The organism is Streptomyces sp. NPDC029296, assembly GCF_055569255.1.
Map to the genome: position 1 here is coordinate 58,966 of NZ_JBVHXT010000024.1, position 15,243 is coordinate 74,208.

Sequence of the window (15,243 nt, forward strand, 5' to 3'; positions counted from 1 at the left end):
CTCTCGCGGCACCCGGCGGAAACTTCTACAGCACCGTAGAAACTAACGGAGCGGCCGGGAAGTTCCGCGCATCCCCACCGAGTCCTGGCGAGGTGGGACGCCGTGGTGCCCGGCCTCCCGGCAGTGTCAGGCCGCCCTCTCCATTCCTTCCGTCCGCCGCGCCGCCAGGGCCCGCGCCCGCCTGCGGCGTTCGCGGCGGCTGACGCGCGGTTCCTGGTCCGGCAGCCAGCCGAAGGCCAGGCAGCTGCCGACGGCGCCGAGGAGCAGGCCGATGAAGAAGCCGCCCAGGTTGGAGGTGAGCCAGCTGCCCAGGGAGAGCAGCATGCCGGTGATGGAGTAGAACAGCCGCTGGGAGGGGTTGAAGAGGATCAGCAGGCCGAGCAGCAGCATGAGGGTCGGCAGGAGATATCCGGCCAGGCCCTGCATGCCGATGTGCAGCACGACCTTCAGCGAGGCCTTCTCGGTGAGCAGGATCTCGCCGCCGCCCAGGGCGAGCAGCAGTCCGCCCCAGAACGGCCGGCGGGCCCGCCATCCGCGGAAGGCGGGCCTCGGTCCCCGGCGTGTACGGTCCGGCATGGCCATCAGCAACCCGAGTCGCTGAAGCGCAGCTTGAGCCCGGGCAGCCGGAACACCGCCGCCGTGGTCGCGTAGTTGGTCTGGCGCAGGTCGGCGATGTGCACGTGGTCGGCCTGCTGGCTGAACACGCCGATCGGGCCCTTCACGCCCGCCTTGTCCAGGGTGCTGGCGTCGTTGCCGATCTCGATCTTGTTGAACTCGGCGTCACCCGACAGCACGGTGGAGTCGGTGGTCAGATCGGTCGCGGTGACCTTCTTCTTGCCGTTGCCCGCGGTGATCAGCAGGTTGGTGCCGCCGAGGTCGACGCTCTGGCACAGCTTGGTGAGTGTGGCCTCCTTGATCGCGGAGGTGACGACGAGCACCTGTCCGCCGGTGTCCCCGGCGTTCGGGCTGCCCTCCGCCATGTTGTCGAGCGCGCCGAACTGCTCGAATCCGCTGCCGTCCAGGTCCTGTGCGGTGACCGTGAACGGCATGCCGGAGATGGCGAACTGCACACCCAGCACTCCCTGGGCGGTGAGGACCGCGAGACCCGCGGCCGCGAGGGTGGCGGGAATCGCCATCATCGCGGCCCGGCGGGCCCTGACCCGTCCTCGTCTCGCTCCGCCGGTGCCGGTACCGGCGGAGCCGGGGGCTTCGGACGGGGTGTCGCTCCCCGAGTTCTCGGGGGTCTTGCCGGCGGACGGGATGTCCGGGGACGAGGCCATGTCTGCTCCCATGTGCATGAATCAATGCGGATTGGGCTTCAGGTGGCGCGGTGTCCTGGCGCGGACAGCGAATGCCGGGCACCTCCTCGCGACTCCCGGCGGGTGCGAGGGTTTTCTGGTTACGCGGCAGTAGCCTCCGGCGAAGTTACCGCCGGTTAGCTTGAAGGGTCAAGGGAGATGTGGAAAACCGGTGACGGACCTGCGCGTGCCGTCGCCGCATGCATCAACTCGGGTGCGACGGCTTGACTCTGACGGTTGATCAGGTCTACAACTTCCCCAGTTTCCACGGATCCGTGGCGCCGGATCCGGCAGGCGCGCCAGTCGCGTCCAGCGGCGCTGCACCGGCCGCGTTCCCGGCCCTGTACGGCAACCGCTCCACCTCGCAGCGCGGCTCCGGCACGGGTCGCTTTCCCTCTTTTTCCGCCGTGCCGCCCGCCCCTTCGCCCGGCCCGGCCCAAGGTCTTCCCCCGAAACCTGTGGCCGGGACCCGGTGTGCCGCCGTCGCGGGTCCGCAGCGTACGGAGAAGGCGTTACGGACCCGTGCCGGCGGCATCGCACGCACCGCCCGCCACCCCCCACCGCACCTCATCTGTCCCCCACCTCGGAAGAGAGGCACCCGCATGCGTACGCGCTCCCTCCTCGCCCTCGCCGGCACCGCCACCGCGCTCGGCCTCGTGTGGGCCACCCCCGCGTCCGCGGCCGGTACGGTCCTGACCACCGGCAGCACGGGCGGCACCGCGGTCGCCGTCGGTGACACCCTCACCGCGCCCCTGGCCACCGGCACGGCCGCCACGTTCTACTCCAGCGCGACCGGCACCAGTGGCGTCAAGTGCACCGCGTCCCAGTTCACCGCCAAGGCCACGTCCAACCCGGCCGCGCCCGGCACGGCCACCGAGTCCGTCACCGCGCACACCTTCGACAGCAGCACCTGCACCAGCAATGTCACCGGTGTCCTCGGTGTCAACGGCATCACCATCAACAACCTGCCGTACTCGGCGACGATCACGTCGAGCGGCGCCCTCACGGTCACGCCGCCGAGCGGCTCCGTCATCCAGGCCACGGTCCAGCTGCGCACCCTGCTGGGCTCCGTGTCCTGCGTGTACCAGGCGCCCGGCCTGACCGGCAAGGCCGACAACGCCGACAGCAGCATCACCTTCACCAACCAGCAGTTCACCAAGTTCTCCGGATCGTCGCTGTGCTTCGCCAACGGCTACTTCACGGCGAAGTACGCGCCCGTCACCGACGCCGGTGCCCGGGTCTACGTGAACTGACCGACCGGAGCGCCCGGTTCGCGTCGTAGCCGCGAACCGGGACTCCTCGCCGCACATACCGCCGTCGGCGCGGCCCGTGGGTACACGGCCGCGTCGGCGGCTTCGCCGTGTTCAGGGGGCGTGACGGGGCGCGTTCGGCTCTCAAGGGGCACGAAAGCACCGACCGGTTCTGCTGTTTCGCGCCGGCTCCGATGCTTCGTTGAATACCGGACGTCCGCCTCGAACCGTGCCGGCCGGGCAGCCGGCGCTCGTCGCCCGGGGCCCGCCGGGTGCCGCCCCACCGCTGACACGTGTCGTATCGCGCGCGTGGACCTCTGGACTCCCGAACCCGTGTGGTGAGTTATCGTATGCGGGGGATGGAAAACAAACCGCATGTCCTGTTCTTTTGAGGTGCGAGGAGGGGTCACGGGATGGCGAGGCAGTTACGCGCTGAACAGACCCGCGCAACCATCATCACGGCCGCCGCCGACCTGTTCGACCGGCATGGCTATGAATCCACCAGCCTGAGCGACATCGTCGCACATGCGAAGGTCACCAAGGGTGCCCTGTACTTCCACTTCGCGGCCAAGGAGGACCTGGCCCAGGCGATACTGGAACTCCAGGCGAAGGCCGCGCGGCAGCTCGTGGCCGACATCGAGGGCCGCGGCTGTTCCTCGCTGGAGGCCTTGATGCGCACCACCTTCGGGATCGCCCGGCTCGCCGTCGAGGATCCCGTGCCGCGCGCCGGACTCCGCCTCGCCACCGCGGACATCGCCGTACGGCCGCCGCTGCGGCATCCGTTCACGGAGTGGCTGGACTTCGCTACCCGCAAATTCAACGGAGCCGTCCGGGAAGCCGATGTGCACGGGGACCTGGACGTCTCGGTGGTCGCCCGCTCCCTCGTCTGCTTCTTCATCGGCACCCGGGTCGCGGGCCGCTCGCTCGAACCCGTCGGACGGCTGCCGCGCAGGGTCGCCGAGATGTGGCACCTGGTGATCCGGGGCCTGGTCCCGGTGCACCGGCGCCCCCGCTACGTCACCCTGGCCACGCAACTGGAACGGGAGGTCCGCGCCGCGTGAATCTCCAGGGCACGGCAACGGCCGTGCCCCGAAGCCCCGTTCGTCCCCGTGACCACCCGTGCCGGGACCGACGGCCGGGCCCGCGCCGACGCCCGCCCGTCGACGAGGGCCGGCCCGTCACATCACGTGCAGGGGCAGCGACTTGACGCCGTTGACGAAGTTCGACACCAGCCGACCGGCCGGTCCGGCGAGAACCGGCGGGTCCGGCAGGACGCGCAGCACCTCCTCGAGGAGCAGCCGCAGTTGCAGGCGGGCGAAGTGCGCGCCCAGGCAGACGTGCGGGCCGTCCCCGAACGAGACATGCGGATTGGGGGAGCGCGCCGGGTCGAGCCGGTCCGGGTCGGCGAACACCCGCTCGTCCCGGTTGGCCGCGGCGTGGAACACGACCACTTTGTCGCCCGCCCGGATCCGCCGGCCCGCCAGCTCGGTGTCGCGCACGGCGGTCCGGCGGAACGTCAGCACCGGCGGATGCCAGCGCAGCAACTCCTCGACGGCCGACGGCAGCCCGGCCCTGTCGGCGCGCAGCGCCTCGTACACCCCCGGACGCTCCGCCAGTGCCAGCAGCCCGCCCGGAGCCGCGGCGCGCACGGTGTCGTTGCCCGCCACGGTGAGCAGGAAGAAGAACATCTCCAGCTCCGCGCCCGCGAGTTCGGCGTCGTGGGCGAGCGTCGTCACGATGTCGTCGGCGGGATACCGCCGCTTGTGCGCCGCGAGCCGCCCGGCGTAATCGAACATGTCCCGCAGCATCGCCGGCGAGCGCGGGTTCACCGGCCTGCCCGTCCGGTCCCGCACCGGAGGGCCGGCCTCGTCCGGGTCCTGATAGCCGATGACCCGGCGCGTCCAGTCCAGCAGCAGCCCCCGGTCGCCTGCCGGGACGCCCAGCAGGTCCGCCAGGTTCAGCAGGGCGTACTCGTCGGTCACGGCGGCCACCAGGTCCACCGTGCCGTCCCCCTCCCGCGCCCGCGCGAGGGCGCCCGCGAGCAGCGCCCGCGCCCGCTCCCGGGCGATGGCCGCGAACCGCTCCACGCGCCTCGGCGTGAAGGCGCGGCTCACCAGCCTGCGCAGCCGCCCGTGGTCCGGCGGATCCTGGTTGAGCGTCATCCGCCGGATGAACGGCAGGTCCTCCGGATCGGGGTCGCGGATCTGGGTCGCGCCCGCGTGGGAGGAGTACGTCCCCGCGTCCCTCAGCACGCGGACGACGTCCGCGTGCCGGGTCACCGCCCAGAACCCGGGCCCGGCCGGCCAGCCCAGCACCTCCGGCTCCTCCTGCCAGGCCACCGGATGGTGGTCGCGCAGCACGCGGTAGTCGTCGTAGGGCACGCCCTCGGCGTACCGGCGCGGATCGAAGACGTCCGGCACCGGCGGGGCCGCGCGCCCGCTCACGCCCGTCCGCCCGGGCCCGCGCCGTCCGCCTCTTCCTCCTGGTCCGCGCGCAGGAAGTCCTCCACGGTACGCACGAGTTCGAGCGGGGTCTCGTCCATGGCGCAGTGTCCGGCGCCGGGCAGGACCGCCAGCCGTGCGCGCGGGTACCAGGACAGCCAGGTCCGCCGCATGACCTCCGGCGACAGCGCCGGGTCGAGCGCGCCGGCCACGGCGAGCGCGGGCACCCCGCCGCCGGCGACCTCGGCGCTGAAGTCCTCGCCCGACCACGAGTCGAGCCAGGCCCGGAACGCCGTGGCGTCGCTGCGCTCCAGCGAGCGGGCGACCATCCGGTCCAGCCAGGCGTCCGGGCGGCGGCCCCCGGTGGTGAAGTCGATGATCGCGCGCCGGTTCTCCGCGCGGTGCGCCGCCTGTGCGAACAGCTCCGCCTGCTCCCCGGCCAGCGGCAGGCCCGAGGCGGGCACGGGCGAGACCCCCACGATCCGGCGCAGCCGTTCCGGGGCCACCGCGAGCAGCCGCTGGGCCACCGCGCCGCCCATCGAGTGCCCGACCACCGAGAACCGCCGCCAGCCGAGCCGGTCCGCCAGCTCCACCAGGTCCGCGGCGGCCCCCGCGGTCGTGTACGGGCCCGGGACGCTTCGGGCCTCGCCGTAGCCGCGCAGGTCGACCAGCGCGTAGGTGAACGCCGTACGGTCCAGGTCCGGCAGCACGGGCGCGTACGCGGACCGGTCGGCGAACCAGCCGTGCACGGCGAACACCCGGTGGGCGCCGTCGCCGTGCACCTCATGGGGCAGCACGAAGGAGGTCATGCGCCTACCGTGGCCCCCGCCCGCGGGCGCGGCAAGGCAGTGAACGCCACAACCCCCGCCCGCGTTGCCGATTTCCCGGGGGGTTCACGCGATGGTGTGATCATGTGCCTTGGGCTGGATGCGAGTCGGGGGGCGCGGGTAGGGCCCGGCCATGACGCAACCGTTCGAACTCCCGCACTTCTACATGCCGTACCCCGCGCGGCTCAACCCGCACCTGGACGAGGCCCGCGCCCACTCCACCCGGTGGGCGCGCGAGATGGGCATGCTGGAGGGCTCCGGGATCTGGGACCAGGCCGACCTGGAGGCACACGACTACGGACTCCTGTGCGCCTACACCCACCCCGACTGCGACGGCCCCGCCCTGTCGCTGATCACCGACTGGTACGTGTGGGTGTTCTTCTTCGACGACCACTTCCTCGACATGTTCAAGCGCACCCAGGACCGCGCGGCCGGCAAGGCCCACCTGGACCGCCTGCCGCTGTTCATGCCCCTCGACCCCGGCGCGCCCGTGCCCGAGCCGGAGAACCCGGTGGAGGCGGGCCTGGAGGACCTGTGGGCGCGCACCGTGCCGGCGATGTCCGCGGACTGGCGGCGCCGCTTCTCCGCGGCCACCGAACACCTGCTCAACGAGTCGATGTGGGAGCTGTCCAACATCAACGAGGGGCGCATCGCCAACCCCGTCGAGTACATCGAGATGCGCCGCAAGGTGGGCGGCGCCCCCTGGTCGGCCGGGCTCGTGGAGTACGCGACCGCCGAGGTCCCCGCCGCCGTCGCCGGCACCCGGCCGCTGCGCGTCCTCATGGAGACCTTCTCCGACGCCGTCCACCTGCGCAACGACCTGTTCTCCTACCAGCGCGAGGTCGAGGAGGAGGGCGAGAACAGCAATGGCGTCCTGGTGCTGGAGACGTTCTTCGGCTGCACCACCCAGGAGGCCGCCGACACCGTCAACGACGTCCTCACCTCCCGGCTGCACCAGTTCGAGCACACCGCGCTCACCGAAGTCCCCGCCGTCGCCCTGGAGAAGGGCCTCACTCCCGGCGAGGTCGCCGCCGTCGCCGCCTACGCCAAGGGACTCCAGGACTGGCAGTCCGGCGGCCACGAGTGGCACCTGCGCTCCAGCCGCTACATGAACAAGGGCGCGCGGTCCCGTTCGCCGTGGCAGACGCCGAGCGGCCCCGGCACCTCGGCCGCCGACATCGGCGCGATCCTCGCCTCGGCCGCGCAGAGCCGGCTGCGCGCCTACGCGCACGTGCCCTTCCAGAAGGTCGGCCCGTCCCGCGTCCCCGACCTCCACATGCCCTACGAACTCCAGCTCAGCCCCCACCTCGACCAGGCCCGCGGCCACCTCGTCGACTGGTGCCGGCGCATGGGCATCCTCCAGGAGGGAGTCTGGGACGAGGACAAGCTCGCCGCCTACGACCTCGCGCTGTGCTCGGCCGGCCTGGACCCGGACGCCACCCCCGAGGCCCTCGACCTCAGCGCCCACTGGCTCGCCTGGGGCACCTACGGCGACGACTACTACCCGCTGGTGTACGGCCACCGCAGGGACCTGGCCGCCGCCCGCCTGACCACGGCCCGGCTCTCCCAGTGCATGCCGGTCGAGGGCGGACCGCCCGTCGTCCCCGGCAACGCCATGGAGCGCGCCCTCATCGACCTGTGGACGCGCACCACGGCCACCATGACCACCGACCAGCGGCGCACCCTGAGGACGGCCGTGGACGCGATGACCGAGAGCTGGGTGTGGGAGCTGTCCAACCAGCTCCAGAACCGCGTCCCGGACCCGGTCGACTACCTGGAGATGCGGCGCGCCACCTTCGGTTCGGACCTCACCCTGAGCCTGTGCCGGATGGGACAGGGCCCCGCCGTCCCGGCCGAGGTGTACGCCAGCGGCCCGGTGCGCTCCCTGGAGAACGCCGCCATCGACTACGCCTGCCTCCTCAACGACGTCTTCTCCTACCAGAAGGAGATCGAGTACGAGGGCGAGATCCACAACGCCGTCCTGGTGGTCCAGAACTTCTTCGGTGTGGACTACCCGGCCGCGCTGACCGTCGTCCACGACCTGATGACCCAGCGCATGCGGCAGTTCGAGCACGTCATCGCCCACGAACTGCCCCTCCTCTACGACGATTTGGCGCTGTCCGAGGAGGCCCGGACTGCCATGGCCGCCTATGTGCTGGATCTGCAGAACTGGCTGGCCGGCATCCTGAACTGGCACCGGTCCGTCGACCGCTACAAGGCCGAGTGGCTGGGCCGCCGCGCCCACGGCTTCCTGCCCGACCGGCCGCCCGCCGTGCCCGTCCTGTCGCTCGGCTGACGGTCGCCGAATCTCCTCGTACGGAACGGGGCATTCAGGGAACTTCGGTGCGCTCTCGGGAGTCTTCAGGAGCAAGGGGAACAACAAGTCGCCAACACGGGGGGTGTTCGGCCTTGACCGAGACAATCGAGAGGCTCGCCGCAGAAACCGGGCGCGGGCCCGCACCGACCACGAACGAACTGACGCCGTACCTGGCGCCGTTGACCGTGCCGCCCGTCCTGCGGCCCGCCGCGGACGACGTCCTGCGCGAGACCGAGATCGCGCTGCGCCCGACCTGGGTGCGCCTCCACCCGCAGCTGCCGCCGACCCTGATGTGGGGCTACGACGGACAGGTGCCGGGGCCGACCATCGAGGTGCGGCGCGGCAGGCGGGTCCGCATCGCCTGGACCAACCGCATTCCCAGGGACAGCGAGTACCCGGTCACCGCGGTCGAGGTGAAGCTGCGCACGGACGGCCGTCCGCAGCCCGGCACCGAGCCCGGCCGCGGGGGCGCCGAGCCGAACAAGGACGTCGCCGCCCTGCCCGCCTGGGTGGTGACCCACCTGCACGGCGCGCAGACCGGCGGCGGCAACGACGGCTGGACGGACAACGCCGTCGGCACCGGCGACGCCCAGCTGTCGGAGTACCCGAACGACCACCAGGCGGTGCAGTGGTGGTACCACGACCACGCCATGAACATCACCCGCTGGAACGTGATGGCGGGCCTGTACGGCACCTACCTCGTCCGGGACGACGAGGAGGACGCCCTCCGCCTGCCCTCCGGGGAGCGGGAGATACCGCTGCTCCTCGCCGACCGCAACATCGACACCGACGAGGACGGCCGGCTCAACGGCCGGCTGCTGCACAAGACGGTGATCGTCCAGGACCGCAACCCGGAGACGGGCAAGCCGGTCTCCCTCCCGTTCACCGGCCCGTACACCACGGTCAACGGCCGGATCTGGCCGTACGCCGAGGTGGACCCGGCCTGGTACCGCTTCCGGCTGGTCAACGCCTCCAACGCGCGCATCTTCCACCTCGTCCTGATCGACGAGGACGGCGAGCCGGTGCCGGGGATCGTCCACCAGATCGGCAGCGACGGCGGCCTGCTGCCGCGCCCGGTGCCGGTCGACTTCGACGCGGAGCTGCCCGACCTGACCGCCGCGCCGGCCGAGCGGTTCGACCTGCTGATCGACTTCCGCGGCCTGGCCGGCCGGACCCTGCGCCTGGTGAACAAGGGTCCGAACCGGCCCGCCGGGGAGCCCGACCCGCAGGGGGACGTGGCATACCCGGACGTGCTCCAGTTCCGGGTCGGGGAGGCGTGCGAGGAGGACACCTTCGAACTGCCCGAGGTGCTCTCCGGCTCCTTCCGCCGCCTCACCCACGACATCCCGCACGGCCACCGCCTGATCCTGCTCACCCCGCCCGCCACCAAGGGCGCCGGCGGTCACCCGGAGATCTGGGAGATGACCGAGACCGAGCGCCCGGCGGGCCTCCGGCTCCCGGCCGACGGCATCGTGCAGGTCACCGGGCCCGACGGCGTCACGAAGACGTACCGGCGCACCGCGCGCACGTTCAACGACGCCCTCGGCTTCACCATCGGCGAGGGCGACCACGAGCAGTGGAGCTTCCTCAACCTCGCCCCCATCGAGCACCCGATGCACATCCACCTGGCCGACTTCCAGCTGCTCGGCCGCGACGCCTACGACGTCTCCGGCTTCGACCCGGCGGCCGGCGGCACCCGCACCCCGATCCGGTACGACGCGGGGACGGTGATACCGCTCGCGCCCAACGAGCGCGGCCACAAGGACGTCTTCCGGGTGCCGGGCAACCAGATGCTGCGGATCATGGGCCGTTTCGACGGCGCGTACGGCCGGTTCATGTACCACTGCCATCTGCTGGAGCACGAGGACATGGGCATGATGCGGCCCTTCGTCGTCATGCCGCCCGAGGCGCTGAGGTTCTCCCACGACGGGGCGCACGACGGCCACGGCCACACGGGCTGAGAGACGGCGGTCCGGGCCGGGGACGGCGGCCAGGGCCACCCCGGCCGGGGCGCGGTGCGCGGCCGGCCGGGGTCACGCCGTGCGGGCGGGCCGGGCGGCCGCGTGCTCGACCACGGCGCGGGCCGGCGCCCGGACCATCGGGTGCGAGTCCGCGCCGTCGCCCGCCGGCTCCGGCTGGAGGGCCTGAGGGGGGCGAGCGGCGGTGAGCCTGCCGCGGGCGCCTGCCGGGCGCCGCGGACTGGGGCGAGGGATGCCCGTGGGGACGGGGTGCCGGCCCGTCGGGCATGGCTACCCTCCGCCGCCCTCCGGGCAATCTCACTCTTTCGTGTCTCGTCACGGCCCGCCCGTCCGGGTAGAGCACCAGCCGGAGGCGAGCGAAACCATGGAACAGACCGCTTTGCGGCCCAAGCCGATCCCCGGTCAGCACCGGCAGGACGAGGGCACCCCGGGCCCCGCCCGCCGCCCGCACGCCGCGTCCCGGCGTGCGCGGCGGCTGCGGACCCTGCTGCTCGGCGCGGGCGCCGGCACCGTACTGCTGCTCTGCGGCATCGGCATCGGCATGGCCGGCGCCACGATGACCGGCATCGGGGGACCCGACGGGCCGCCCCGCCAGAGCCCGCCGCCCGGCCCCGCGTCCCACGCCGCCCCCATGGCCGCCCCGCCCGGCGCGACCCTCGGCGTGGAGGTGGCCGACGGCGGGAAGACGGGCGCGCTGGTCGTCGCCGTCCATGTGCCCGGCCCCGGCTACACGGCCGGCCTGGTCCGCGGGGACGTGGTGCTCCAGCTCGGCGCGGCCCGCGTCGACACCGCCGCCGACCTCGCCCGCGCCGTCACCCGCTCCCTGCCCGGAAAGGCGCTGCCGCTCACCGTGCGCCACCACAGCGGTGCCTACCAGCAGTTGACGGTGACCCCCGGGCTGGTCACCTGACCCCCTCCGCGAACCGGCACAGCGCCGCGCCGTACCCGGTGAAACCGCTGGTCACCATCCGTCCCACGCGTCATCATGGGCCCATGCCCGGCGCCTTCCCCGCGTACCGCCGAACGCCCGTTCCGGGCATCGGGTCGCGTGGATCCGGCCGGGCGGGCAGGATGCTGCCCGAGACGTCAGCGCGCCCTTTCCCCCGCAGTGCCCGGAGGCCCGGATGACCGGTACCACGCCCGCGCCCTTCACCGCCGCCGACTACCGGGCCCGCATGGAACGCGCCGTGCGCTCCGCGGCCGACGCCGGCCTCGCCGGACTGCTCGTGGCCCCGGGCCCGGACCTGGTGTGGCTCACCGGCTACGCGCCCACCGCCGTCACCGAACGGCTGACCGTGCTGGTCCTCGCCCCCGGCCGCGACCCCGTCCTCGTCGTGCCCACCCTGGAGGCCCCGGACGCCGAGCAGGCCCCCGGCGCGCCTGCGCTGACCCTGCGCGACTGGACCGACGGCACGGACCCCTACGCCGTCACCGCCGCCCTCCTCGAGGACCGCGGCCGGTTCGGCATCAGCGACAACGCCTGGGCGATGCATCTGCTGGGCCTCCAGCGGACCCTGCCCGGCACCTCCTACGCCGCCCTCACCGACGCCCTGCCCATGCTGCGCGCGGTGAAGGACGAGGCCGAGCTGGACCTCCTGGCGGCCGCCGGAGCCGCCGCCGACCAGGCGTTCGAGGAGATCCGGAAGCTGCCCTTCGCCGGCCGCCGCGAGTCCGACGTCGGCCGGGACCTCGCCGCCCTGCTGCGCCGCTTGGGCCACGAACAGGTCGACTTCACCATCGTCGGCTCCGGCCCCAACGGCGCCAACCCGCACCACGAGGTCGGCGACCGCGTCATCCGGCCCGGCGACATGGTCGTCCTCGACTTCGGCGGCCTGAAGGACGGCTACGGCTCCGACACCACCCGCACGGTCCACGTCGGCGAACCCACTGCGGAGGAGCGCCGGGTGCACGACGTGGTGCGCGCCGCCCAGGAGGCCGGCTACCAGGCCGTACGCCCCGGCGCCGCCTGCCAGGACGTCGACCGTGCCGCCCGCGCGGTGATCACCGACGCCGGGTACGGCCCGTACTTCATCCACCGCACCGGGCACGGCATCGGCGTCACCACGCACGAACCGCCGTACATGATCGAGGGCGAGGAGCGGCCCCTCGTGCCCGGCATGTGCTTCTCCGTGGAACCCGGGATCTATCTGCCCGGCCGCTTCGGGGTGCGCATCGAGGACATCGTCACGGTCACCGGGGACGGCGGACGGCGGCTGAACAACACCACCCGCGAGCTGGTCACAGTGGACTGAGGACGCCCGCGAGACCCCACCCCGACGACACCGGAACGGCGACGCCCGCACCCATGACCCAGGCACCGACACCCACCGCGGACACCGTCCGCCGACTGGTCCGCTCGCTGCTCAAGGAGGGCCGCGACGGCACCGGGGGGCCCGACGTGCGGCCCGTGACCGAGGAGCGCGAGCACACCTGGTGGATCGGCGCCCGCCATGTGCTGCGCCTCGCCCCCGACCGCGAGGCGTCCGCGCGCCGCCGCCGGGAGCTGCGGCTGCGCGACCTGGTCCGCCCGCAGGTGCCGGTCGCCGTTCCGGTCAGCGTCGCGCACGGCGACTGGGCGCCCGGCCTCGCCTACACCCTCGACACCCGGGTGCCCGGCGGCACGGCCGACGAGCACGAGGTCTCCGCCGTCGGCGAGGCCGACCTCGCCGGGCTGCTCACCGGGCTGCGCGCGGTGTCCGCACGCCAGGCCGAGGCACTCGGCGTGCCCCGCGCCGCACCGCGCTCGCTGGAGGCGCTGCGCCGGATGGCCGCGCACGCGGCCGAAGGGCTCGCCACCGCCGACGAGTTCGACGCCGCGCGCCTGCACCAGTTCTCCCCGTCGAACGCGGCCCGGCTCGGCGCGCAGCCCGGCCCGGCCGTCCTCACCCACCACGGACTGACCGGCGCACACGTGCTGGTCAGCGCCGACGGCCGGGTGCGGGGCGTCCTGGACTGGACGCGGGCGGCCCTCGGCGACCCCGCCGAGGACATCGCCGGGCTCGCCGTCGCCGTCGGCTCCCCGGCGGCCGTCCGCGCCGCCACCCTCGCCGGCTACGGCGCCCGCCCCTGCCTCCGCGGCCTGTGGCTGGCCCGCTGCGACACCGTCATCGGGCTGGCCGACCGCCTGGAGGGCCGCGCCGGCGGTGACCTGCCCCTGCTGCGGACCCGGCTGCGCCGCGCCTGGGAACCGATCCTGCTGGAGCGGGTCACCGACCTCCCGGAGGACGAGCCGGGGCCCTGAGCAGGCGCCAGGCCCTCAGCCCCCGGTCAGCACGACGCAGGACTCGCCGGGCACGTGCAGCAGACCGTCCGGGCCCGGCGCCGGCACCGGCTCCCAGGCCGCCAGGACCTCCACCCGGCCGGTGCCCAGCGGGATCGCCGCGCTCTCCTTGCCGGCGTTCACCGCCACCCGCACGTCCCCGCGCCTGAAGGCCAGCCAGCGGGCCTCCCCGTCGTACGCCACCCGCGTGGCGGCGAGGTCGGGGTCGGTGAGGTCGCTCTGGGCACGGCGCAGCGCGATCAGCCGCCGGTACCAGTCCAGCATCCGCGCGTGCGGTTCGCGTCCCGGCTCCGACCAGTCCAGGCAGGACCGCTCCCGGGTCGCCGGGTCCTGCGGGTCCGGCACGTCCTCCTCGGCCCAGCCGTGCGCCGCGAACTCCCGCCGCCTGCCCCGCCGTACCGCCTCGGCCAGCTCCGGGTCGGTGTGGTCGGTGAAGTACTGCCAGGGCGTGCCCGCCGCCCACTCCTCGCCCATGAACAGCATCGGCGTGAACGGCGCGGTCAGCGTGAGCGTGGCCGCGCAGGCCAGCAGGCCGGGGGAGAGCAGCGCGGCGAGCCGGTCGCCCTGGGCACGGTTGCCGATCTGGTCGTGGGTCTGGCTGTAGCCGAGCAGCCGGTGCCCGGACACCCGGGCGCGGTCCAGCGGACGGCCGTGGTGCCGGCCCCGGAACGAGGAGTACGTGCCGTCGTGGAAGTAGCCGCGGGTGAGCGTCTTGGCGAGCGCGGCGAACGGCTCCCGCGCGAAGTCGGCGTAGTAGCCCTGGGCCTCGCCGGTCAGCGCGGTGTGCAGGCAGTGGTGGAAGTCGTCGTTCCACTGCGCGTGCAGCCCGAGCCCCTGCTCGGCGCGCGGAGTGATGAACCGCGGGTTGTTCATGTCCGACTCGGCGATCAGGAACAGCGGCCTGCCCACCTCCTCGGCCAGGCCGTCCACGGCCGCCGACAGCTCCTCCAGGAAGTGGCGCGCACGCGTGTCGTACAGCGCGTGCACCGCGTCCAGCCGGAGCCCGTCGATCCGGTAGTCCCGCAGCCACGCCAGCGCGCTGCCGAGGAGGAACGCGCGCACCTCGTCCGAGCCGGACGCGTCCAGGTTCACCGCCGCCCCCCACGGGGTGGTGTGCGTGTCCGTGAAGTACGGCCCGAACCGGGGCAGATGGTTGCCCGACGGGCCCAGGTGGTTGTGGACGACGTCCAGGACGACGCCCAGCCCGAGTCCGTGCGCCCGGTCCACGAACCGCTTCAGCGCCTCCGGTCCGCCGTACGGCTCGTGCACCGCCCACAGCGCCACCCCGTCGTAGCCCCAGCCGTGCCGTCCCGGGAAGGGACACAACGGCATCAGCTCCACGTGGGTGACGCCCAGTTCCACCAGGTGCTCCAGCCGGTCCGCGGCGGCGTCCAGGGTGCCCTCGCGGGTGTACGTGCCCACGTGCAGCTCGTACAGCACCGCGCCCGGCAGCCCGCGCCCCGGCCACCCCGCACGCCACTCGTGGCGCCCGTGGTCCACGACGGCGCTCAGCCCGTCCGGGCCGTCCGGCTGGCGGCGCGAGCGCGGGTCGGGCAGCACCGGACCGTCGTCCAGCGCGAACCCGTACCGAGCGCCGTCCGCCGCCTCCGCCTCACCCGTCCACCACCCCTCGCGCGCGGGATCGCGCGCCAACGCGCGCGTGGCGCCCTCGCAATGGAGCGTCACTCGGTCTGCCTGCGGTGCCCACACCTCGAACTGCACGGACGGTTCCCCTTCGTCTGCTCACCGTGATGTCCCGCGCCCCCCATCGTGCCGCCCCGGACGATCATTCCGCTCGTCAATTCGCCCCCGGCGAGCCGGTGTCGCGGAAGTACCGCCCCGGCGGCACCG

12 protein-coding genes are annotated in these 15,243 nt (G+C 73.4%); 7 read left to right on the forward strand and 5 right to left on the reverse strand.

The window, feature by feature from the left end:
- Nucleotides 1-126 precede the first annotated feature (126 nt).
- The gene (locus ACZ4W9_RS21780) at nucleotides 127-576 is read right to left on the reverse strand and encodes a DUF6114 domain-containing protein (RefSeq protein ID WP_467938226.1); all 450 of its coding nucleotides are present in this window, start codon (nucleotides 574-576) and stop codon (nucleotides 127-129) included.
- A 5-nt stretch (nucleotides 577-581) separates the two neighbouring features.
- Nucleotides 582-1,280, reverse strand: a complete 699-nt coding sequence (locus ACZ4W9_RS21785) for a DUF6230 family protein (protein WP_467938228.1) — start codon at nucleotides 1,278-1,280, stop codon at nucleotides 582-584.
- Nucleotides 1,281-1,900: 620 nt separating this feature from the next.
- Here ACZ4W9_RS21785 and ACZ4W9_RS21790 point away from each other — a divergent pair.
- Nucleotides 1,901-2,551 (forward strand): Tat pathway signal sequence domain protein, encoded by a 651-nt coding sequence (locus ACZ4W9_RS21790; RefSeq protein ID WP_467938231.1) that lies wholly within the window; start codon nucleotides 1,901-1,903, stop codon nucleotides 2,549-2,551.
- Nucleotides 2,552-2,961: 410 nt separating this feature from the next.
- Nucleotides 2,962-3,609 carry a ScbR family autoregulator-binding transcription factor gene (locus ACZ4W9_RS21795; protein ID WP_467938233.1) on the forward strand — a complete coding sequence of 216 codons (648 nt, stop codon included), beginning with the start codon at nucleotides 2,962-2,964 and terminating at the stop codon, nucleotides 3,607-3,609.
- A gap of 117 nt (nucleotides 3,610-3,726) precedes the next feature.
- Here ACZ4W9_RS21795 and ACZ4W9_RS21800 read toward each other — a convergent pair whose 3' ends face one another.
- Both ACZ4W9_RS21800 and ACZ4W9_RS21805 read right to left on the reverse strand, forming a co-directional pair.
- Nucleotides 3,727-4,992 carry a cytochrome P450 gene (locus ACZ4W9_RS21800; protein ID WP_467938235.1) on the reverse strand — a complete coding sequence of 422 codons (1,266 nt, stop codon included), beginning with the start codon at nucleotides 4,990-4,992 and terminating at the stop codon, nucleotides 3,727-3,729.
- Nucleotides 4,989-5,798 (reverse strand): alpha/beta fold hydrolase, encoded by an 810-nt coding sequence (locus ACZ4W9_RS21805; RefSeq protein WP_467938237.1) that lies wholly within the window; start codon nucleotides 5,796-5,798, stop codon nucleotides 4,989-4,991. Before ACZ4W9_RS21805 ends, ACZ4W9_RS21800 begins: the two co-directional genes overlap by 4 nt.
- Nucleotides 5,799-5,949: 151 nt before the next feature.
- Here ACZ4W9_RS21805 and cyc2 point away from each other — a divergent pair, with 151 nt between their 5' ends.
- The 5 genes from cyc2 (at nucleotide 5,950) to ACZ4W9_RS21830 (ending at nucleotide 13,353) form a co-directional block, all read left to right on the forward strand.
- The gene (gene cyc2 / locus ACZ4W9_RS21810) at nucleotides 5,950-8,112 is read left to right on the forward strand and encodes a germacradienol/geosmin synthase Cyc2 (RefSeq protein ID WP_467938239.1); all 2,163 of its coding nucleotides are present in this window, start codon (nucleotides 5,950-5,952) and stop codon (nucleotides 8,110-8,112) included.
- Between the two features lie 113 nt (nucleotides 8,113-8,225).
- Nucleotides 8,226-10,094, forward strand: coding sequence for an O-aminophenol oxidase PhsA (phsA, locus tag ACZ4W9_RS21815; protein WP_467938241.1), 1,869 nt, complete (start codon nucleotides 8,226-8,228; stop codon nucleotides 10,092-10,094).
- A 382-nt stretch (nucleotides 10,095-10,476) separates the two neighbouring features.
- The gene (locus ACZ4W9_RS21820; RefSeq protein WP_467938243.1) at nucleotides 10,477-11,022 is read left to right on the forward strand and encodes a PDZ domain-containing protein; all 546 of its coding nucleotides are present in this window, start codon (nucleotides 10,477-10,479) and stop codon (nucleotides 11,020-11,022) included.
- A 214-nt stretch (nucleotides 11,023-11,236) separates the two neighbouring features.
- Entirely contained in the window at nucleotides 11,237-12,364 is a 1,128-nt protein-coding gene (locus ACZ4W9_RS21825) for an aminopeptidase P family protein (RefSeq protein WP_467938245.1), read from the forward strand.
- A 53-nt stretch (nucleotides 12,365-12,417) separates the two neighbouring features.
- Nucleotides 12,418-13,353: an aminoglycoside phosphotransferase family protein gene (locus ACZ4W9_RS21830; RefSeq protein ID WP_467938247.1), complete on the forward strand. Its 936-nt coding sequence runs from the start codon at nucleotides 12,418-12,420 to the stop codon at nucleotides 13,351-13,353.
- 15 nt (nucleotides 13,354-13,368) lie between these two features.
- Here ACZ4W9_RS21830 and treZ read toward each other — a convergent pair whose 3' ends face one another.
- The gene (gene treZ, locus ACZ4W9_RS21835; RefSeq protein WP_467938249.1) at nucleotides 13,369-15,114 is read right to left on the reverse strand and encodes a malto-oligosyltrehalose trehalohydrolase; all 1,746 of its coding nucleotides are present in this window, start codon (nucleotides 15,112-15,114) and stop codon (nucleotides 13,369-13,371) included.
- Nucleotides 15,115-15,243 lie beyond the last annotated feature (129 nt).